We start from the raw sequence: 21,843 nt of genomic DNA on the forward strand, positions 1-21,843 counted from the left end.
GCGATCATATATGGCACTCGGCAAGGGACAGACGGCGGTCTGCAGGTTCAAGCAGGACGGCGTCCCCAGGATCGGCATGCTCAACACGAACGCCAAAACGATGCAGGTCGACTGCGTCACCTACAGGCCCGAGGATGAGCGACACCGGTTCATTCTCATCATGGACTCCGACAGGAGCATCCCCGACAGCATCCAGGACCTCGACTTCCACGCGGTCGACGACCGGGAGCTCCTCGGACTCACCCCGGACGGGCAGGGATTGCCCGACCCGGCCAAGGTCGCCCGGTTCCGCAAGGCCGTGAAACTCCTCAAGGACGCCGGCGGGGATATGCTCGCCGACCCCGCCCTGTTCGACAAGGTCTTCGGACTCCTGTACGCGCCCGAACTCGCCACCGGCGACTGGAAGGACCTCCTCCCGGCCGACGAATAAGCCGGACTGTTATCCGGCCGTGTACACGCCGCCCATGAACTCGACGCTCGGGGAGCCTGCGGTCATCATCGCCGCATCCTCCTGACCGTACGATTCGGCCAGAAGGGGTGGAATCAATCCGGCCGGACGCCATGTGACCGGTACGTCCCCGCCCGTTGACGAAACCGACCATGATATGGACCCGTCCCCGTTCTGCGCGAACGAGTCGGCCACATAGGAGCCGGTCCCCAAGTCCGGGTCGCCGACCGTGCAATCCGCGGACACGGTCAACGTGGCGTCGCCCTGCAACAGCCGGTACACGCCCTGCACGCCCTGGCAGCGCGTCATGTCGTCCTTCTTCCGTTTGGCGTCCATGCTCGCGTTCACCCCGGCCACCGCGTCGGACAACGCCTTCTCCGCGGCCGACACGTCACCGGCCTTGGCCGGGCGTGCGGCGGAGACGAGCCGCTGCGCGGCGTCGACCGCCGTCTGAAGCGTGGCGCGTGTCGCCTCATCGTCGACCTTGCCCGTGGACGCGGCCAATACGCCTTTCGCGTCGTCGATCCGCCCCTGCAGCATCGACTTCGTGGAATCCCATGATTTCGCCCGCTTCGAGGCGTCCACCGCGTCGATGGCATGGGACAGGTCCTGCAGGAGGCGTTCGCGACGGGAACGGTCCGTGTCCGCCTGGCGTGCGGTCTCCTCAAGCAGATCCGATGATACTGCGGCGGGACAACGGTACGATACGTCGCCGCCCGTGTCGAACGCCTGCAACGCCCGTCCGACCGCGTCCACCGTCTTGGCATCCTGGACCTGGTCGGGGGAGAGGGAAGCGGCCTCGCTCGCCTTGGCGACCACGGGCGCCGCGTCCCCGGTGACGGCGCTCAACCGTGTCACCGCGTTCCGGCAATCCTCGAGCGCCCGCGCATGCGTGGCGTCACGCATCCGCCACGCCATGACACCGCCCCCGGTCAACGCGAGAAGCACGGCGACGCATGCGGCCAGGAGACGACCGTGACGGCCCCGGCCATGCCGGCCGGCACCCGGATCATCCGTATGATCGTCCGGATCCGCGACCATGCTCAAGGGCATCGTGTCCCCGACATCCAAAGACGCCCCACAATGGGGACACGTGCGGGCGGACATGGGGCATGCGTTCCCGCATGACGGGCATACGCTCATACAAGGCCTCCTAGCATTGGAAAACCCGGTCCCACCCTATGGGCGGAACCGGGTGATAAGCGGGTTCACTCGACCGTGTCGAGCCGGCCGCGACGGGCCAGATGGGCGTAGACGAACGACGGGATCACCGACAGCATGGCCGTGACGGCCGCCATGACGGTGACCATGAGGAGCACGCGTTCGGGCGCGCCGACCATGCGTACGATCATCCACATGCCGGCCGTGTACACGACCGCCACAAGCAGCATCAGCAGGCGCATGCGCCGCGTCAACGCCACCATACGACGCCTCGCGTGCCTCACGCCCGGTGTCGGGGAGCCCTCCACGACCCGCACCGGCCGCATCACCGTCGTCAACGAACCCGTATCCGCAGCTTCGACCATCACGCGAACCTCCCATACCACAGCCGAAACGGTTTCCACCCATCCCACGCCACCCCGCACCCGAACCGGCCGATACAGGGGACAGGAGCACCCCACGCCGGAGCCTCCCGTTGTGCGCGTCATCGCTTTTACGTATATCCCGGTCTGCGTGTCCACACCCCCGGGGAGGATCATTGGGCTCCGATCGGCCGGAACGGGAACCGGCCGCGGACAGGGGGAGACTGAAATGGGTGTGGACGGCGAACACGACGAATGGGGTTACGAGGAGGGCAAACCCTACCGGACGCGGCAGGCCCGTACGCCGGACGACTGGCTTGACGCGGCGCTCCACGCCGAACGGTACGTGGCCCGGTTCCGTCATGAGGACGAGAACGGCGTATGGTGGGACAATCCCGACGGGGGAGCGCCCACGCCCGGCTACCCGGACGCCGTATCCGGCATCATGTACTTCTACATCCAGCTCGCCCGCGTCACCGGGGACCCGCGTTTCCATAGGGAGGCCGAACAGTCCGCCCGATGGGTGCTCGCCCATTGGAACAACAGTCGTCCCGAGCAGGGCACGCCGCTCGAAGGATTCGACAGTTGCCTGGGCAACATGCTGCTCGAAGCGTACAGGACGTTCGGCGACAAGACGTATGCGGACGCGGCCCGCGCGTTCGCCAACCAATGGGTCGAATCCTCCACGCCAGGAGCCCACGGTCCCAAATGGACGGGCAACACCGCGTGGGCCAAGGACGGTGGCATCATCCTCTTCCTCCTCAACTTGGGGCGGACACTGGACGACAGGACGATCCTCGACTTCACCGCCCGGGCGGGCGAACAATACCTGTCCGAAGGGGAGACCGGAGCCGACGGCCGGATCGTGTTCGACGGCAAGCTCGGCGGCACCGCCGAATGGGAGGGCGTCGTCTTCCACATGGACTACAACATGCCCAACTGGGAGTTCGGCGCCGCCGGCTCGGGATACATCCTGCTCGCGCTCCACGAGCTCACCGGCGACCCCCGTTATGTGAAGGCCGCCGAGGACCAGCTCGCCTACCTGCGTTCCGTGGCCGTACCCCAAACCAAAGGGGTGCTGATCCCGCGCACCCTCGCCCCCGACGAAAGCGACGTGTTCTACATCGGCCACTGCCATGGCATCGCCGGCACCGGCAAGTTCCTCCACCTGCTCGACAAGACCACGGGAACCCCCGACGCGAAACAACTCATCATCGACCTCGCCGACGGCGCCGAATCCGTGAGCGCACCCGAACGCATGTCGAAAGGCCTGTGGAACATCGACACCCTCTGCTGCGGGCACGCCGGACTCGCCCACTACTTCACCGGCCTGTACCTCGCCTACGGGGAGGAACGCTGGCATGACCTCGCGATCCGTTGCGGTAACGTGCTCCTCGGCATGCGCGAGGAACAGGACGACGGATCATGGGCGTGGCCCATCGCCTTCTGGCGTGTCAAACCCCAGGACATCACCCGACCCCACACCCTGTTCCGCGGCGCCGCCGGCATCGCCACCGCACTGCTCGAACTGTACATGCTCGAAACCGGATCCTACACATGGGACCGGCTCATCGACGACCCGTTCCCCGCACACTGGCACGCCTGACCGGTAGCCAGACAAACGGGCAACACGACTTCGCATGACGGTCGACGACGTTCACAACACCATCGGACGACGGCGACCATGCACCAACCCAACCGAACAAGAGAGGAAACCATCATGAACACCCGTATGCGCACGCGCGCCGCGATCGCGATCGCGGCCATCACCGCACTCGCCCTGACCCTGGCCGGATGCGGCTCCACGGACACGTCAGCCAAATCCGCGCCCAACAACGCGGACGCGACCACGGTCCAGATCGGCGTCGGCAACGTCGCGCCATTCGACTACGTGAACGAGGACGGCCAACTCGACGGCTACGAGGTCAAGGTCCTCCAGGCCATCGACGACGACCTGCCCCAATACTCGTTCAAGCTCACCAGCTACGATTTCTCGAACCTGTTCGCCAGCCTCGACAGCGGCAAGGTCGAAGCCGTCGGATTCGGCCTGACCCTGAACAAGGAGCGCGAGGAGAAACACGATTACACGCACGAAACCCACCTGAGCCTGGTCAACAAGCTCATCGTCGCCAAGGACAGCAAGATCAACAGCCTCGATGATCTCGCCGGCAAGACCGTGTACGGCTCCCAAGGTGAGGCGGTGGCCTCCGCGTTGGAGAACTACAACAAGGCCAACCCTGATAAGGCCGTCAAGATCCAGTACGCGCAGATGGGCCTGGAGCAGATCGTCGCCGCCCTCGACAACGGCACCCTCGACGCCTACTACGGCACCCCGATCCTGCTCGACACGCTGAACAAGAACTACGGGGACAAGCTCAAGTACGCCGGCGAACCACTGGAGACGAACAACATGCACTTCTTCATCAAAAAGGGCGACACGAAACTCCAGGAAGCCATGGACAAGTCCATCAAGAAACTGCGCGACAACGGCAAGCTCGCCCAGTTGAGCAAGGACGCGTTCGGAAAGGACTACACGAAGGTCCAGACCGACGGCGGCCTGCTCGCCGAATACGAGAACTGACCCTATCGTATGGGAGACTACTTCTCGTTCGACCGCATGGTGCAAGTGTTCCCGAAAGTCCTCGGGGCCCTGCCCATGTCACTACTCATCGTGGCCGTGGCCATGGTCGCCGGATCCCTGATCGCGATCGGGCTCGCGTTCATCCGCGTGTTCCACATCCGCGTCCTCGACCAGCTCACAGTCGCGTACATCTCGTTCATGCGAGGCACGCCGGAAATCGTCCAACTGTTCCTCGTCTACTACGGGCTGCCGATCCTCGTACGCAACGTGTTCCACCTGTCCATGGACACATGGGCGCCCCTGTTCTTCGTGCTCGTCACCTTCAGCCTCAACCAGGCCGCCTTCCATGCGGAACTGTTCCGCGGCGCCCTGGAGGCCGTGCCCAAAGGACAATACGAGGCCGCGTACACCGTGGGCCTCACCCGCGGCCAGGCGTTCCGCAGGATCATCATCCCGCAGGCGGCGCGCATGGTCCTGCCCGGACTCGGCATGAACCTCATCTACCTGTTCCAATCCACGTCCCTGGCGGCGACCATCGGCGTCATGGACCTCGTCGGCAAGGCACAGGCCATCGGCGCCAACACGTACCACAGCATCGAACCCATGGCGTGCGCGACCATCATCTTCACGGTCATCAGCATCCTGCTCGAATACACGGTCCACCGGCTCGACCTTGCCGTGGACCACGACCGGAAGAAGGTGCTCTGACATGAACCTCGACACCCGTCAGATCTGGGACAGTTTCCTGTTCGCGCTCTCGTTCGTCCCGCAGACCCTCGTGCTCACGTTCGTCCCGTTCCTCGTGACCCTCGTGCTCGGCGGGCTCATCGCGATCGTCCGCGTCCTCAAGATCCCGGTCCTCGCGCAATTGCTCACCATCGTGGTCGCCGTGTTCAAGGGCATCCCGATCTACCTGTTCCTGATCTTCTCGTTCCTGCTCATGACCATGTACTTCAACCCGTTCATGGAATCATTGGGTTCGCCGATCAGGCAGAAGAACGTCAGCCCGCTCCTGTTCGCGGCGGTGATCCTGTCGATCGCGTTCACGCCCGCCATGAGCGACGTGCTCAGGGGCGCGATCCTATCCGTCGACCAAGGCCAATACGAGGCCGCCGCCACGGCAGGACTCACCACCGGGCAGACGTTCCGCAGGATCATCATCCCGCAGGTCGTCCCAGCGGCGATCCCGAACGTCACCAACATGCTCATCGGCATCATGAAAGGCTCCGCGCTCGGCTACTCCGTCGGCGTCACCGACGTGCTCAGCGCGTCCATCCGCGACGCCAGCGCCGCCTACGACATCATCGAAGCGTACATCGCCGCAGCCGTCATCTACTGGGCCATGAGCATCATCATCGAACGGCTCATGGGTCTGCTCGCCCGCCACGCCGGCAGGTTCAGGAACACCATCGGCTGAAAACACCATGAAACACACCGTAAAGGACAATCCAACCATGATCACCATCACGGACGTCAGGAAACGCTTCGGCAGCCTCGAAGTCCTCAAAGGCGTCAGTCTTGATCTCGATAAAGGCGACGTCGTCGCCATCCTCGGACCCTCGGGCTCCGGCAAAAGCACGTTCCTCAGATGCCTCGACTTCCTCGAACGCGCCGACACCGGCACCATGACCCTCGGAAACACCACCGTGAACCTGCACGACGCCACCAGAAAGGAAATCCTCGACATCAGACGCCGCACCGGCTTCGTATTCCAGAACTACAATCTGTTCGCCAACAAAACCGCCTTGGAGAACGTCACCGAAGGACTCGTCACCGCCAGGGGAGTGGACAAGACGAAAGCCGAACAACTCGCCAGAACCGCGCTCGACAAGGTCGGCCTGTCCGACAGGACCAGCCACTACTCGTCCCAACTCTCCGGCGGACAGCAGCAACGCGTGTCCATCGCACGCGCCATGGTCACCGACCCCGAAGTCATCTTCTTCGACGAACCCACCAGCGCCCTCGACCCCGAACTCATCGGCGGCGTGCTCGACGTCATGCGCGACCTCGCCCAGCAAGGCGTCACCATGATCGTCGTCACCCATGAAATCCACTTCGCCCGAGAAGTCGCCACCCACGTCGTGTTCATGGACGGCGGCGTCATCGTCGAACAAGGCGACCCCGCCGACGTCATCGACCACCCCAAAGAGGAACGCACCCGACAATTCCTCCGACTCCTCGACAACCATTGATGGATGCCGGGGAACATCACGAGAACACATATCGTGGGAGTCCCGCATCCCTTGAAAGGGGTGCGGGACTCCCACGATAAAAAGACCTAGAGGATGATCGGATACGGTGGCTGTTTAGGAGTCCTGTTCGGCGGCCTCCAGTTGACGGCAGATGTCGTTGTCGACCTTACGCATGAACGGGAAGTAGACGATGACCGACATGATGATCAGGATCAACTGCCACAACGCGACCTTCCAGCCGCCGACCAGGAACCCGGAGATGATCGGCGGAGTGGTCCACGGGACCATCACGCCGGAGAACAGGGGCAGTACGCCGATGCTCATCAGCAGGTAGCTGGACGCGGCGGTGATCACGGGAACCAGTATGAACGGGATCAGCAGATAGAAGTTCAACACGATGGGCACTCCGAACACGAGTGGTTCGGAAATGTTAAACAGGTTCGGCACCAGCGACAGTTTGCCCAACTCGCGCAGGTTCTTCGCCTTCGCGAAGAAGCAGATGTACACCACGATGCCGATGACCAGTCCGGCGCCCGTCATGCACAGGTAGTTGTCCCAGAACTGTTGGGTGAAGATGCGTCCGCCGTTCGCGACGGTCAGTTCCTTGCCGGCATCGAGGATCGCCTGATTGTCGCTCATGTTCGACTGCAGGATCGGGTAGAGGATCGCGCCGCAGATCGACCCGCCATGCACGCCGCACCACCACAGCACCGACATGACCACGGTCATGAGCATCACGCCGCCGAACGAGTCGCCCGCACCCTGCAACGGGGTCTGGATGGCCGTGTAGATCCACTCAAGGAAGCTCGTGTCCGCAATGAAACGGAACGCGCCGCACACCACGCCGGTCGCGGTGATGATGACCACGGTCGGCAGAAGCGCCGTGAATGAGTCTGCGACACCCTGCGGCACGCCGGCGGGCATCGTGATGCGCCACCCTTTGCGGATCATCGCACTGTACGACCAGCCGACGAGCAGTCCCACGACGATGGCGCAGATCATTCCCTTGCCTGCCGTCCAGTCCTTCGAGATGATCGAACCGACCACGTCACCGTTCTCGCTGGTCAGGGACGGCGGCATGAGGATCACGAACGAGGACAAGGCGATCAGACTGCCCACGAACGCGGTGGGAATGTTCTCGTTCTTGATGTACGTGTGGGCGATGCCGGTGACCGCGAACAGGGACATGAGCGAGAACGACGATGAGGAGATCTGCGAGAACACCGCCGCGAGACCGCAGTCGGTGATCGCGTCGGCAAGCGGCTGATACGGCAGGTTCGCGAGCAGCATGAACAGGGATCCCGTGATCAGGAACGGGATGACCAGGAGCATGCCGTCCTTCATCGCCTGAATCGCCTTCGTATTGGTAAACTTCATGACCGCGGGAATAATGCGGTCGTCGAGCAGGCCGTTCATGACCTTGATTCCTTTCTTCGTTGAAACAATAAGGAGTTGACTGTTGGCCCCACCCCGTACCGCACCATTACGGCGGGAACGGGACCATGAGAACACATACGGGGATAATGATGCCGGTCAGGAGCGTACGCATTCGCCGTTGGTGGCGATGACCTCCTGATACCAGCGGAACGACGCCTTGCGATAACGGGAGCCGTCACCGGAACCGTCGTCGTTCATGTCCACATAGATGAAACCGTACCGTTTGGCGAGTTCCCCGGTCGACGCGGAGACGATGTCCGCAGCGGACCATGGCGTGTACCCCATGACCTCGACCCCGTCATCGTCCATCGCCTTGAGCATCTGGGCGACATGCGCGTCGAGATAGTCGATACGATACACGTCCTCCACATGCCCGTCCTCGAGCCGGTCATACGCGCCGAACCCGTTCTCCACGATGAACAGGGGTTTCTCGTACCGTTCCCACACGGTGTTGAGGATCATACGCAATCCGGTCGGGTCGATGGCCCACCCCCAGTCGCTTTTCGGCAGGACCGGGTTGGGTGCCTGTTCGAACCCGTCGGCGTTGTCCGCGGCATGGGCGACGGTCGAATAATAGTAGCTGAACCCGATGAAATCCGCGTTGCCGCGGCTGATCGCATCAAGATCCCCGTCGGTGATGTCAAGCAGACGATCGTAGCCTCGCCGCTCCCACAGTTTCAACGCGTACCGAGGATAATGGCCGCGGACCTGCACGTCGCTGAAGAAGTAACGCCGGTCCATGGCCTTGACACTGGCCATGACATCGGACGGGTCGCAGGACGCCGGATAGATCGGACCGAAATGCAGCATGCATCCCACCATGTTCGCGGGGTCGACCTGCCTTGCTCGTAGCGTGGCGAGAGCGGCCGCGGTGAACTGGTAGTGGCTGATCTGATACATGACCAGATCGGGATCCTCGTCATCCCGGTACAGAACGCCGGCACCGGTCCACGCGTTGAACGGATTGTCCACGTCGATGAGGTTGTTGATCTCGTTGAACGTCATCCATTTCGTGACACGGCCCTTGTACCGTTCGAAGCACACGGTCGCGAACCTGAGGAAGAAACTGATCATCCTCCGATCCCGCCAACCCCCATACTTGTTCGCCAAACCCAGGGGCATCTCGAAATGCGACAAGGTGACGACAGGTTCGATCCCATACCTGGAGCATTCGTCGAACACATGATCGTAGAAACGCAGCCCCTCCTCGTTCGGGGACTCCTCGTCACCTTGGGGGAAGATACGGCTCCATGCGATGCTCATGCGCACGCATTTGAACCCCATCTCCGCATACAAGGCGAGATCCTCGTCGACATGATCGTAGAAACCGGTGCCAACATGGTTGGGATACTCCTCGCCGGCTTCGATGCCATCCGGGGTGATGCGACGGGGATGGCTGGTGTCGCCCCGTGTCATCACATCGGAAACCGACGGGCCTTTGCCTCCCATGTTCCAGGCGCCCTCATACTGGTTCGCGGCCCACGCGCCGCCCCAGAGGAAACCGTTTTCGGGCATGATGATCCTGACCCTCCTTTCACAGGGGTTCTGAACTGATGATGACCGGCCCGTGCAATACGAGCCGGAAAACCTATTTCTCCCGGTCCACGTCCTCGTTGACACGGGAAAGACGAGCATGGTCGCTAACCATGCGTACGGACACGAACACGTCGAACAGGTAATGCAACGCGGACTGGTAGACGATGTTGCTCAATTCCATCGTGTCCTTGGTGCACATGATCGCCATCGACTCGTCCGCATACCTGCAGATGTCACGTTCGGTACTGTCGCAGATCACGATCAGACGGTAATCCTCATGAGACAGGCGGCAGGCGATGTCGACCATCCTCGGGTTCACGCCCGTATGCGTCAGGACGAAAGCCAACGTCCGTCCGGGATGGTCCCGGCCCATGATCTTCGCGTGCATCGGATTCAACGCGCTATACGCCCCGGCGGTCAACCCGACCTCCTCGAAGTTCAGACAGAACGTCTGCGCCAACGCGAAATTGATACCCTCGCCGAAAATCTCGACACGTTCCGCATCCCGGATAAACCCCGCGACCCGTTCCAGAACCATGGGGTCAAGATTCGAACGCGTATAATCCACGGACCTGCGACGCACCTGTTCGATCTTCTCAAGGATCCCGGTCAACGACTCGCCCGCATCCAACGGGCGCGCCCCCAAGTCACCTCCAAGCTCGAGAATGTAAGGCATGTCCGAAGCAAGCAACAGTTTGAACTCGCCGAACCCTCCCGGACACGCCTTCTTACACAACCGGCTCACGGTCGACGTGCTCGTGAAACTCTCCGCAGCCAACTCGTTGATCGTCAACCGCATCACCTTCTGAGGGTGCGACAGCACATAATCAGCGAGATACCGCTCCTGCGGAGTCAGATCGTTCAATGACCGGATCGTATCCAGAATCATGATCATCACCTCGCCTTCACCGGTAAGCCTCGCTGCCAATCGCCGATGACTTGAGTGTATACCCGTGCAAACCAGTCAAACCGGCGGAAACGACGATATGGTAACGGTTTCCAACCAAAAGGCTCCCTACAACCGGCATTTGGAACCGATTCCCAATCAGTTCCCCGCCACACGGTATGGAAGACACGTCACGAAACAGGGAATCCCCGTATGAGGAGATACTTCACACGAGGATTCCCAATGACGGCAACAGTACGGTTACAACGTTCCGCCGGATGACGCATCCACCGTCGAAGAACGAACTGGCCTGTCCGGCACCGACCCGACATCATCAGCAGGAACGCCGTCAACATCGGAGTCCTGCGACATTTCAGCCGTGGCCACGCCATTGGAAACATCCCCATGCTTGGGTCCCCGTAGGAGGATGATCGCGCCGGCGAGGAATCCGATGGACACCAGCAGCACAATGGGCAGGATGATCACACCGGTGTAGGGCAGCATGCTGGTGTAGGGTTTGTCCGGCAGGACGCCCGCGTCGACATGTTCCTTGTTCCGGTTCTCTGTGGTGAGGGTGATGGTGGGCGTGCCCATGCCGTAGTCGTCGTCGCTGGTGCCGGCGTCCGAGTCCGTCGACGACCCATCCGTGTCCTTGGTGGGATCGTTGGCGTCGGGCGTGGTGAAGTCGGCGCGCGTCACACGAGAGAACCGGACCCGGTACGTGTCGAGCTTCAACTTGTCGAACTTGTACTCGCCGTTGCCGTCGGTGGTCGTGGTGTCGAGCTGCCTGCCGTTGTTGTCTTCGAGGATGACCTGCTGTCCGGGGATCCGGTCCGTCTCGGTCTCCTGTCGGATGCCGTCCTTGTTCGTGTCTCGCCAGTACAGGCCGCTGATGGAGCCGAGGACGGGTTCGTTGCTGGTGGCGGGGATGACCGCGCCCACCTGGTCACAGGAGTCCTCGGCGCTGGTGCTGAACCAGTGCTCCATATCCGGTTTGCTGTAGTCGCTGCCGGTCATGCATGACTGGTTGCCCGTCACATCTTGGCTGTTCCTGTCGAGCTTCGTGTCATCCGGCTTATCCGGGACCGTGGTGGTGCGGCCGAGCGCGTGGGGGGACTCCCTGCGTGACCTTGCCGCCCGAGGCTACCGCGTATGGGGTGTCGGGGCTGTCGAACCACGCCTGGTTGTGGATGAGTTGTTCGGCTGTGGTGCGGTCGACGGTGCCGTTGAAGTGGTAGATCACGTACCCGCCGGGATTGACCGTGTACGGCAGGTTGTACACGCGCGTCGTATCCGACCCATCACTCGTCGTAGACACCGGTTCCACCGGAACAGCAGTCGAATCCACAGACACACCCAGAACAGTCGGTGTCTTCACCATAACCGGCGTAGGACTGTTGCCGTCAATGGTACTGTCACCCAACTCGCCAGAACCGTTATCTCCACATGCATAAGCGGTACCGTCGGATCCAATCATAAGGGAATGAGAAACGCTCGCACTCACTTGGTGAATATCGGCTGGGACCTGTACCTTTACTGGAGTGCTCTTATTGTGAATAGCACCAGCACCCAGTTGGCCAGCACTGTTATTCCCCCATGCGTAGGCGTTATTATCGGATCCGATCGCAAGAGAATGATAGCTACCGGCGCTTACCTGCGTGAACGTCTTAACACCTTCCGGCATCGTCACCTTCACAGGGGCGGTCTTATCCTTAGTAGTGCCGTCACCCAACTGGCCGGAACTGTTCCATCCCCATGCATAAGCGTTGCCGTCGTCCCCAATCGCAAGAGAATGAGAGTCGCCGGCGCTTACCTGCATGAACTTCTTGACGCCCTCCGGCATCGTCACCTTCACCGGCATTTTCTTGAAGTAGTCAGTGCCGTCACCCAACTGGCCGTTACTGTTGCCTCCCCATGCATAGGCGTTGCCATCATTCCCAATTGCAAGTGAATACCAGCCGCCGGCGCTCACCTGAATGAAGTGGACATTATCTGGCATTTGCACTTTTACCGGCGCGGAACGGCTAATAGAAGTGCCATCACCCAACTGGGACCAAGTGTTGTATCCCCATGCATAGGCGTTGCCGTCGTCCCCAATCGCAAGGGAATGACCGTTGCCGGCGCTTACCTGCGTGAACTTCTTGACGCCCTCCGGCATCGTCACCTTCACCGGCACATTGCTGCTAATGGTGCTGTTGTTGCCTAACTGACCGCCGCTGTTGCTTCCCCATGCGTAGGTGTTGCCGTCGTCCCCAATCGCAAGAGAATGATAGTTGCCGGCGCTTACCTGCGTGAACTTCTTGACGCCCTCCGGCATCGTCACCTTCACCGGCACATTGCTGCTAATGGTGCTGTTGTTGCCTAACTGACCGCCGCTGTTGCTTCCCCATGCGTAGGTGTTGCCGTCGTCCCCGANCGGCACATTGCTGCTAATGGTGCTGTTGTTGCCTAACTGACCGCCGCTGTTGCTTCCCCATGCGTAGGTGTTGCCGTCGTCCCCGATCGCAAGGGAATACTGATGGCTCTGTTAAACCAGCTTTGACATGACCTCCAAAAGTCCAATCCTGTAGTTACACTGAGATTACAGTATTGGAGGTGATGGCGATGAGGCTTGCCGACGCGGTACGCAGACAGCTCAAGGGCATGAGCCCGGTCGAGCGTGAGAACGCAGTGCGTGAACTGCGTGAGGTCCTGTACGAGGACGCCTACGACACGATCACCGCGCGCGATGACGTGCCCGCCTGTCCTCGTTGCGGTTCCGTCTCCATCGTCAGGAAGGGCCATGATCCGAACGGCTCCCAGCGTTGGATGTGCAAGGGCTGTCGGCGCACGTTCTCGCAGACGAGGGACACGCTGATCGGTCGGTCGAAGCTGCCGGTAGTCAAGTGGATGATGTACGTCGAATGCTTCGTGGACTGCCTCGCATTGCGAGAATGCGCCTCGCGCTGCAAGGTGTCACTGCGCACCGCATGGCTCATGCGCCGCAGACTCCTTAAGTGTCTCGAACGTTTTCTGCCGAGGTTCACGGCCGGCGCGGGCGTGTCCGTCCAGTTGGACGAGACGTATCTGCGCGAGAGCTTCAAAGGCAACCACAGGAAAGGCAGGTTCCGGCTTCCGCGCCCCGCCCGGCATCGCGGCGGTTCCCTGCGCAAGCGTGGACTGTCGAAGGAGCAGATCTGCGTCATGACCGGCATCGCCGATTCCGGCACCGCATTCGCCGTGCTGAGCGGGCGCGGCGTCGTCTCCAAGAGGCGGGCCCTTGAATCGCTCGCCGGCCGCGTCGGCAAGGGCGCTCTCGTCATGGCCGACGAGGCCGCCGCCTATCCGGGCGCGATGGAAGTGCTGGGAGCTGTGTTCGAACAGGTGGATGCAAAGTCGCATCGCATCAACCGGATCAACACGCTCCACTCAAACCTCGACGGGTTCCTCGCCGGATTCAAGGGCGTGAGCACGAAGCACCTGCAATCGTATCTGACGTGGTTCCTGTGGCGGCGTTCGTTCCGCGACGACCGGAACGATAGCATCATCCGTCAGGTGGACGCCCAGCCGTGCCCCGGCGCGACGCGAGACTGGAACGGCATCATGCCGCCGTACATGGACTACTTGGGCATGGCCGCATGACGGATGCAAGTACACTGTACATATCTACGTATCAGATAGGAAGGAGACGGGTATGGCGAACACACCCACCACGACCATGCGCCTCGACCCAGAGCTGAAGGACGAGGCCATGCGGATACTCGAACCGCTGGGATTGAGCATGACCGGGGCCGTCACCATATTCCTCAAGGCCGTCATTCGCGAAAACGGACTGCCATTCGAAGTGAAGAACAAGGAGAACTGAGACAGGATGCCTTACGAAGACACTCGGTACAAAGAACATCATGAGGTACGGTTGCCTTTGCTTAAACAGCTGTTGGACAAGGGATGGAACCGAGACCAGATCATCTGTCCCTCTCCTGATAGCGATGATAGGGAATGGCAAGTGCCTAGGACTCCCTCGGATAATTCCGTAAGGGAATCCGGAAGACGTTTTGCTGGGTTCCCTGTTGATATGGCCATATTCGACGAACCTCAGCATCGGGGGGAATGGGACCATGTCATAGCTTTGGTCGAGACAAAGGCTCCCACACACGAGGAAGGCATTTCGCAGCTGGAGACGTATCTCGGACTGGAACCAAATGCCGTGCTTGGCATATGGTCCAACGGGTCGTCGATTTCACTGGTATACAAGCAGGTCGATCTTCATTACAAAGTCATTCGCGACGCCGCATTGCCGTCTCCTTCCGACAATATCCTGTTTGCAGGCGATGAACCGCTTACTTATGGTGAACTCCGAAACCATGAGGAAATCAGTGGGAAGGGTCTGAATCATCTGTTCTCGGAATTGCTGGACCATATCGTGGCCGGTGATTCCAAATCCACGAGGGCGGACGACCGTTTGGACAACATGTGCGACATGCTGCTCCTGAAGATGGATTCGGACACCAATGGCAAGATGGCGCGCAATCCCGATGAGGCGGTTCTGGAATTCCAGATTCTCGCCACCCCGCAGGAAACAGCGAAACGCATCAACGCCTGCTTCGAGGAGTACGTGGATAAATACCCGTTCCTGTTCGAGGACAATACGCCAAAGACCATCAAGTTCGACGACGAGACGATACACGCCATCGTCTACCGCTTGCAGAACATCAATCTCAAGGCAGCGGCACCGGAAACACTGTCGGCGGCATTTCAGGTATTCCGCTCGGCCAACGTCAAACAAGGCGAAGGACAGTATTTCACACCTCAGCGCATCATCGAAGCTGCCGTCAAACTTACCGAGGTCGACTATCACGACAAAGTCATCGACCCGGCGTGCGGTACGGGCGGTTTTCTCTTTGAGTCGTACAGCAACCTTCTTTCCCAGGCGACCTCCGAGCAAAAGGATGAAATCCGGACGTGGGCGCATCATAACCTGTATGGGGTCGATTTGGATTCCATCAACGTCAAACTGTCCAGAGCTCTGATGATCGGGGCTCGTGACGGCTCCACGAACATCGTGCTCGGGGATTCTCTGAGAGAAGGCAAATGGCTGGAGTTTCCCAAACTTGCCCCGGTTATAGGCCATGAAGCCGATGGTTCGTACAGTGTCGTCCTCACGAATCCTCCATTCGGGAAGAAGCTGAAGATCAAGGCCACGGATGCCAAAGCGGCTGAATACTCCATCTGCAAGCACACAAGCGGTGGTGCGGCAAGCGACAAATACGCCGACACGGAACTTGGGCTGGTATTCATGGAACGGGCCTATCGACTGCTTGCCAACGGCGGACGCCTTGGCATCGTCCTTCCGGAAACATACTTCTTTTCAACGTCCTACCGCTGGTTCCGAACGTGGGTCGATGAACGCTTCGACCTGCTCGCCGTAATGAACGTTCCCATGGAAGCGTTCCAAGATTTCTGCCGAGCGAAGACGAATTTCTACGTCATGCGTAAAAGACCAGTGGGAGACAAGCCAGCGCTACCACTTCCATCATGGGCGGAAACGGGGCGCACCTGGATTACCTATGCTCCGACGATCGGCATCAACAAGGACGGCAAAACCCTGTTCAAAGTGACCGAGAACGGAACCCGGACTACGGAAATCGATGACAAGGTGCTGTCCGACGTTGAGGCGCTTATCAATGGTGAAAAGGAGACGGAGACATCGCGTTTCGTTCCTACTCCGGATTCGTTGTCGTTGACTTTCCTCGGAGTGCCGCAATACTATGACCAGACCAGTGTCCTTGATTTTGAAAGGTATGTTGGCACTCACTTTGGAAACTTCTCAACACGCTCATTGGGTGATTTGGTCGATGATGGAATCATCACCTTGGAAAACGGTCATGGCAGTCCCTCGGCTGACACGCGCAATGGAACCATCCCATATGTGAAAGTTTCCGATCTCCGTGCGGGCATGGTCAACTTCAATCCCACCAACATGGTTCCCTTATCCGTGGCACAGCGCTTTTGGCATGGAACGGATAGTGGATTGTCTCCGTGGAGCATAGTCACACCATCACGGGCCTCCAAGAACATAGGCGAGCCATCCATGCTTCTTCCCGGTCAGGAACAGGCGGTGTTCACTAAAGAGACCCTGATCATGAATACCACGGATAAAGCCGACTTTGACAACTTCTATCTGGGATGGGCACTTGATCTTGATGTCGTACGCCGTCAATGGGCGCGTGTCGTATTCATGCAGACGAATCGCGAGGACCTGGGAACCCGTTATCGCGAGATACTGATTCCGATCCCGGATACCAGAGAGGACGGGGAACGAGCCTCGCTTCATTACCGGGAGTACTATCAAACCATCGCACGGTCACGGTCTGCTTATCTGAAAGCACGCGCCGACCAAAACCAGTAAGTTGAGGGGGCGGCCAATGAACCGCCCCCATTTTTATGTCAATTCTGGTTTAACAGAGCCATACTGATAGCCGGTGGCCACTTGTTTGAATTGGACGGGTTGGTCTGGTGTCCTACTGACTGTGCCTGCTGTGGTGGTGACGTTTTTCACCAGGTTGGACATCCTATCGCTGAGCCTGCTGCTGGTTGGGAAGCTGCTGGTTCCGGCGCTTGGGTTGCTGGTGTCGTCTGGGGTGTGGGTGCCGGGTTTGACGGTGACGCCGGCAGGCATGTGCACCGTGACGGGCGTGTGATGTTCATCGGTGGTCTCATCGCCCAACTGACCGTAACCGTTGTATCCCCATGCGTAGGTGTTGCCGTCATCCCCAATCGCAAGAAAATAACCCCAACCGGCGCTCACCTGCGTGAAATGAACACCATCCGACATTGTCACCTTCACCGGCACATGACTATCCTCGGTGCTGTCGTTGCCCAACTGACCATTACTGTTGGATCCCCATGCGTAGGTGTTGCCGTCATCCCCAATCGCAAGAGAATGACCGCCGCCGGCGCTCACCTGCGCGAAATGAACACCATCTGGTGTTTTCACCTTCACCGGTACACGGCTCTTATTGGTGCTGTCGTTGCCCAACTGACCGTACTCGTTGTCTCCCCATGCGTAGGTGTTGCCGTCGTCCCCAACCGCAAGAGAATAACGGCCGCCGGCGCTCACCTGCGTGAAATGGACGCCCTCCGGTATTGTCACCTTCACCGGCACACTACTCGAGTGGGTGCTGTCGTTGCCCAACTGACCATTACTGTTGGATCCCCATGCGTAGGTGTTGCCGTCATCCCCGATTGCAAGAGAATGCATGCTGCCGGCGCTCACCTGCGCGAAATGAACACCATCTGGTGTTTTCACCTTCACCGGCACACTACTCGAGTTGGTGCTGTTGTTGCCCAACTGACCGGCTTCGTTGTTTCCCCATGCGTAGGTGTTGCCGTCATCCCCGATTGCAAGAGAATGCATGCTGCCGGCGTTCACCTGAGTGAAATGAACACCATCCGGTGTTTTCACCTTCACCGGCACACTGCTTAGTTTGACGATGCTGTCGTTGCCCAACTGACCGTAATAGTTCCATCCCCATGCGTAGGTGTTGCCGTCATCCCCGACCGCAAGAGAATAATCGCTGCCGGCGCTCACCTGAGTGAAATGAACACCATCCGGTGTTTTCACCTTCACCGGCACACTGCTCTTGGTGGTGCTGTTGATGCCCAACTGACCGTTACCGTTGTATCCCCATGCGTAGGTGTTGCCGTCATCCCCAATCGCAAGAGAATGACCGTCGCCGGCGCTGAGGGTTTCGATCTGGACGCCGTTGGGGAGTTTGCCGGTCGACTTGCCGTTGTTGGTGACTTTCACGTCCCAGTTGACTTCACAGGAGGTGTCGTCGCAGTTGAGTTTGGTTTGGGTTTTGTCCAGTGTGGCTTTGGGGTCGGGTTTCGCGTATCCGAAATCGACCTTGGTCTGGTTCTGGCCAATGTACAGTTGGATCCGGTCGCTGTCGTCTCGCGCGTGTTTGCGCAACTGCCAGTTCCAACTGTAGGTGTTGGTGACGTCCTTCTGCTGGTTGTAGTAGGTGGTGACCTTCGTCTGCACGCCATCACCCGTGGTCTCGCCCTCGTTCCTCTTGACCTCGGTCTTGTAGGAGCCGGAGTGGAGGGTGTCGAACTCGTAGTAGCCGTTGCCGTCGGTCGTGGTCGTCCTTAACGGCTTATCGCCGACATGGTTGCCGTTCTGGTCGACCTGCCAGAGGGACACTTGGATGTTGGGGATGCGCTCCTCGTTCGAGTCCATGATGGTGTTCTCGTCCCTATCCCACCACACGGTACCGGAGATGCTGCCGGCGACCACGAGGGTGCGGTCGGGCCAGGGGAGGTTGCCCATGGCATGCCCGTCCGAGAACCTGGTGCGCCCGGGCCACATGTTGTACTGGTCATCCTTCGTATTCTCTGTCGGGGTGATGGTGATCTGTCCATTGGCCGCCGCCACCGGCATGCTCCCCGTGCCCTCCTGCTCGAACGTGGAGGTGACTTGGATGGCGGTGATCGACGCTTTCTCGCTGTCGGAGAGCTGCTCCCATGGTTTCCACTGGTAGTCCTTGGGGTCGTCGGTCCATGTGACGGTGGTGGAGTACATGACGGTGGTGGCCGTGCTGTTCTCTTCGTTCAGGCTGACGGGTTTGTCGAGTTTCCACGTGCCCGCATACTTGGAGCTGCCGCGGTCGTACTCGTTCCACGAGCCGTCCAGACCAGTGTTGTTGTCGCCGAGGAGGTTCGAGTCGTTGTTGGATGGTGCGTGGATGACGGTGGTGGCCGTACCTTTGCGTCCTTGGCCTTTGGCGTACAGGTTGAACGTGAACGACACGGGGTCGTTGATCTCGACTTTCTGCTGATCCGCGGTGAGGATGCCGGATTCGCCGGATCTGTCGTTGACAGGGAAGGACAGGGTGACGGTGTTTGATGTGACGTCCTTGTGTGCGGGGACGACGCCGTTCTTGTCGACATCCACACTCAATGTGGCCGCGGCGGTGATGGTGCCGGTGGCTTTGTTACCGACCGTGGCCTTCCATGTGATGGTCGGGAACGTGGAATTGCCGTTCGGGTCCAACGTGGGTGTGGTCTTCCCGTCCTTGGTGTTCAACGTGAACACGAGTTTCCTGTCCTTGCCCGAACCAGTAACGGTGAGCTTCCACGACCCGTCCGTGTCCTGTGGGTTGATGAGCCCGTTGGGGTAGGGGATGGTCACGGTGGGCATCATGCTCGTACCGGACAACTGAATGTTGCGAATGTTCGGGTACAGCGTGTAGGAGGCGGTGTCGCCGGGGAAGGAGCCGTTCTCGCGTTCTTGTCCGTCCGGATCGGTGACCTTGACGGAGGATTGATGGTATGCGTCGTTGATACGTGCTTCGGGGTCGCGGGGTGCGATGACGGTGACGTATTCAGGGACGATGGTGCGGCTCCATCCTTCGTTTTTCTTGTAGATGCCGCCGGTCATGGTGTCCTTGACGGTCACGTTGCCGTTGTCGGCCTTGGCGAGCACGCGCATCGTGAACCGTGCGTTGATATCCGGTGCGCTGGTTGTCAGGTCGATGGTGGTCTGGTTGAGGTCGATGTAGATGGCGCGCACGTCATGCTGTGTGTCCGCGGGTACGCCCTGATGCCATACGGCTTTCGCGTCGTCGGGGTCGTCAGAGGTCCATTTCATGGTGTAGTCGGCGCCTTTGTCCAGATCGCCCATGACGAGGGTCTTGGATCCTTGGGTGAGGGTGAATCCACCTTCCCATTGCTGTTGTTTGGGGTCCCATGTGTCCTTCATGTACGGGTGATAGCCGAAGTCGAGCAGGTCGGCGCCGGCCGGCATCATCGTCAACGTGGTCCTGACCTGCGTGCCCGAGGCGACGGCGTCCGTGGAGGAATGGTAGACCTGTTGGTTGCTTGATGCTTTCGCGTAGTCGAGGCTTTCCGGGTCGAACAGGGTCTTGCCGGGCGTGTACGGGTGGTCGAGGGTTTTGTCCCACAGGGGGATGTAGTGGGTTCCCGGCGGGATGTGGGTTTCGGTGGAGGGACGGTATCGTTTGATGATCGCGCGCGTCCAGTCGTTGTTCGGGTACGGGTAGCCGGAGATTGCGCCCGTGTCCGAGGAGTCCGTGTTCGTGTTCTTGTCCTGGCCCATGCCGGGTTCGGAGCCCTTGCCCATGTTCAGCAGGACGTTGTCGCCGCTGCCGGTGGAGAACACGGTCGTGTCGGGGATGATCTGCGCGTCATAGGAGACGGTGGACCCCTCCTCCATGTCTTTGACGACCGTCGCGGGCAGGCTCCAGTTCAGACTATGTGATCCGGTTTTGCCGGTGACGGTGAGCATGCCGTTTTTGTCGCGGGTGAGGGTTTGCCCGTCCATGGTGAACGTGGTTTCCTTGGGGAACGCGGACACGTTGATCTTGGTCGACCAGACGCCTGTCGTGGACGCGCCGTGCGTGGTCGAATACCCCGGATACGTGAGCTGCCGCGGCCGAATCCTCAGCGAACCGGTGAGGTTTCCGGAGTTCTGCCAAGTGGTGGACGCCTCGCGTGGGTAGGAGTTGTCGCGCATGCCGCCGTTGTCGAACACGAGGTCGGCTGCGGGTGCGGAGACGACGGTGACGTCGTCCGACGGGTAGTTGACTTCCGACCCGGTTTCGCCCACGCGGCTCACGGTGAGTTTCGGCTTCTGGCCTTTCATGGCGACGCCGCCGGTGTCTTTGGCGGTCAATACGAGCTTCTGGTCGAGGGTTTCGACCGCGCCGGCGGGCACGGTGTACACGCACGCGTCACCCTCACGGGCGGCGGTGACCAACTGGCCGGACTGGCAGTAGCCGGCCACCACGTCACCCGCTTCAAGGTAGGGGGCGTCTTTCAGGTCCCAGGCGACTTTGACCTGGCGTTTCTGGGCGGCGGTGAAGCTGAGTTTCAGCGAGTATTCGACCGTGTCCCCGGAGCTGACGACCCCGTCTTTGGGGTCGTCGTCGCCGACCGGGAACCCGTTATCCGAATTGACGAACGTCTGGGCGGAAGTCCCATGACCGGTACCATCACGCGTCTCGGTCAGCTTCGCCGTCACGTACGCAGGACGGGGTTCGGCCGCGGCGGCGGGTGTGGGAGGTGTGTTGGTGGTGGCGGCGAGTCCGGTCAGGAGCATGCCCGCCGTGGCGATCAATGCCATGATGCGGGTGCGGGGACGTGTGGGGTTCATGGACGGCTTCCTTCCGATAGGCGGATCCCGTCCGTTTTGCGGTCACCCGTGGATGGATGGGTTCCGTGGCATGGGGCGGGCA

17 protein-coding genes and 1 pseudogene are annotated in these 21,843 nt (G+C 60.2%); 9 read left to right on the plus strand and 9 right to left on the minus strand.

Annotated features, from left to right (window positions below):
- Nucleotides 1-10: 10 nt before the first annotated feature.
- On the plus strand, nucleotides 11-430 hold the full coding sequence (locus CSQ85_RS08955; protein ID WP_150383771.1) for a hypothetical protein: 420 nt from the start codon (nucleotides 11-13) through the stop codon (nucleotides 428-430).
- Between the two features lie 9 nt (nucleotides 431-439).
- Here the strand turns inward: CSQ85_RS08955 and CSQ85_RS08960 are convergent, their stop codons facing one another.
- Nucleotides 440-1,489 (minus strand): hypothetical protein, encoded by a 1,050-nt coding sequence (locus CSQ85_RS08960; protein WP_150383772.1) that lies wholly within the window; start codon nucleotides 1,487-1,489, stop codon nucleotides 440-442.
- A 167-nt stretch (nucleotides 1,490-1,656) separates the two neighbouring features.
- Nucleotides 1,657-1,974, minus strand: a complete 318-nt coding sequence (locus CSQ85_RS13145; protein ID WP_190972980.1) for a hypothetical protein — start codon at nucleotides 1,972-1,974, stop codon at nucleotides 1,657-1,659.
- Nucleotides 1,975-2,200: 226 nt separating this feature from the next.
- On the opposite strand from CSQ85_RS13145, the gene CSQ85_RS08965 reads away from it, so the two are divergent.
- From CSQ85_RS08965 to CSQ85_RS08985, 5 genes are all read left to right on the plus strand, one after another.
- On the plus strand, nucleotides 2,201-3,577 hold the full coding sequence (locus tag CSQ85_RS08965) for a lanthionine synthetase LanC family protein (protein ID WP_190972981.1): 1,377 nt from the start codon (nucleotides 2,201-2,203) through the stop codon (nucleotides 3,575-3,577).
- Nucleotides 3,578-3,691: 114 nt separating this feature from the next.
- Complete coding sequence (locus CSQ85_RS08970) at nucleotides 3,692-4,552, plus strand: transporter substrate-binding domain-containing protein (protein WP_190972982.1); 861 nt, start codon at nucleotides 3,692-3,694, stop codon at nucleotides 4,550-4,552.
- A 36-nt stretch (nucleotides 4,553-4,588) separates the two neighbouring features.
- Nucleotides 4,589-5,260 carry an amino acid ABC transporter permease gene (locus CSQ85_RS08975; protein WP_223846922.1) on the plus strand — a complete coding sequence of 224 codons (672 nt, stop codon included), beginning with the start codon at nucleotides 4,589-4,591 and terminating at the stop codon, nucleotides 5,258-5,260.
- 1 nt (nucleotide 5,261) lies between these two features.
- Nucleotides 5,262-5,969 carry an amino acid ABC transporter permease gene (locus CSQ85_RS08980; RefSeq protein ID WP_150383776.1) on the plus strand — a complete coding sequence of 236 codons (708 nt, stop codon included), beginning with the start codon at nucleotides 5,262-5,264 and terminating at the stop codon, nucleotides 5,967-5,969.
- 37 nt (nucleotides 5,970-6,006) lie between these two features.
- Nucleotides 6,007-6,744 (plus strand): amino acid ABC transporter ATP-binding protein, encoded by a 738-nt coding sequence (locus tag CSQ85_RS08985; RefSeq protein WP_150383777.1) that lies wholly within the window; start codon nucleotides 6,007-6,009, stop codon nucleotides 6,742-6,744.
- Nucleotides 6,745-6,858: 114 nt separating this feature from the next.
- Here the strand turns inward: CSQ85_RS08985 and CSQ85_RS08990 are convergent, their stop codons facing one another.
- From CSQ85_RS08990 to CSQ85_RS09010, 6 genes and pseudogenes are all read right to left on the minus strand, one after another.
- Entirely contained in the window at nucleotides 6,859-8,160 is a 1,302-nt protein-coding gene (locus tag CSQ85_RS08990) for a PTS sugar transporter subunit IIC (RefSeq protein ID WP_150383778.1), read from the minus strand.
- Between the two features lie 117 nt (nucleotides 8,161-8,277).
- The gene (locus CSQ85_RS08995) at nucleotides 8,278-9,696 is read right to left on the minus strand and encodes a 6-phospho-beta-glucosidase (protein ID WP_150383779.1); all 1,419 of its coding nucleotides are present in this window, start codon (nucleotides 9,694-9,696) and stop codon (nucleotides 8,278-8,280) included.
- 73 nt (nucleotides 9,697-9,769) lie between these two features.
- Nucleotides 9,770-10,393 carry a MurR/RpiR family transcriptional regulator gene (locus CSQ85_RS09000; RefSeq protein WP_223846925.1) on the minus strand — a complete coding sequence of 208 codons (624 nt, stop codon included), beginning with the start codon at nucleotides 10,391-10,393 and terminating at the stop codon, nucleotides 9,770-9,772.
- Nucleotides 10,394-10,453: 60 nt separating this feature from the next.
- Nucleotides 10,454-10,612: pseudogene (locus CSQ85_RS13645) on the minus strand (hypothetical protein); the annotation flags it as partial.
- Nucleotides 10,613-10,864: 252 nt separating this feature from the next.
- Complete coding sequence (locus CSQ85_RS09005) at nucleotides 10,865-11,641, minus strand: SdrD B-like domain-containing protein (RefSeq protein ID WP_150383781.1); 777 nt, start codon at nucleotides 11,639-11,641, stop codon at nucleotides 10,865-10,867.
- Between the two features lie 37 nt (nucleotides 11,642-11,678).
- Nucleotides 11,679-13,106: an RCC1 domain-containing protein gene (locus tag CSQ85_RS09010; RefSeq protein ID WP_150383782.1), complete on the minus strand. Its 1,428-nt coding sequence runs from the start codon at nucleotides 13,104-13,106 to the stop codon at nucleotides 11,679-11,681.
- Nucleotides 13,107-13,201: 95 nt separating this feature from the next.
- On the opposite strand from CSQ85_RS09010, the gene CSQ85_RS09015 reads away from it, so the two are divergent.
- The 3 genes from CSQ85_RS09015 to CSQ85_RS09025 are packed head-to-tail and all read left to right on the plus strand — an operon-like array spanning nucleotide 13,202 to nucleotide 16,991.
- Nucleotides 13,202-14,224, plus strand: coding sequence for an IS1595 family transposase (locus CSQ85_RS09015; protein ID WP_150383783.1), 1,023 nt, complete (start codon nucleotides 13,202-13,204; stop codon nucleotides 14,222-14,224).
- 52 nt (nucleotides 14,225-14,276) lie between these two features.
- Complete coding sequence (locus CSQ85_RS09020; RefSeq protein ID WP_150383784.1) at nucleotides 14,277-14,447, plus strand: type II toxin-antitoxin system RelB/DinJ family antitoxin; 171 nt, start codon at nucleotides 14,277-14,279, stop codon at nucleotides 14,445-14,447.
- A gap of 6 nt (nucleotides 14,448-14,453) precedes the next feature.
- Nucleotides 14,454-16,991: an HsdM family class I SAM-dependent methyltransferase gene (locus tag CSQ85_RS09025; RefSeq protein ID WP_150383785.1), complete on the plus strand. Its 2,538-nt coding sequence runs from the start codon at nucleotides 14,454-14,456 to the stop codon at nucleotides 16,989-16,991.
- A gap of 33 nt (nucleotides 16,992-17,024) precedes the next feature.
- Here CSQ85_RS09025 and CSQ85_RS09030 read toward each other — a convergent pair whose 3' ends face one another.
- Nucleotides 17,025-21,761, minus strand: coding sequence for an RCC1 domain-containing protein (locus CSQ85_RS09030; protein ID WP_150383786.1), 4,737 nt, complete (start codon nucleotides 21,759-21,761; stop codon nucleotides 17,025-17,027).
- Nucleotides 21,762-21,843: the final 82 nt, after the last annotated feature.

Source organism: Bifidobacterium rousetti (assembly GCF_008698235.1).
Taxonomy (GTDB): Bacteria; Actinomycetota; Actinomycetes; order Actinomycetales; family Bifidobacteriaceae; genus Bifidobacterium; species Bifidobacterium rousetti.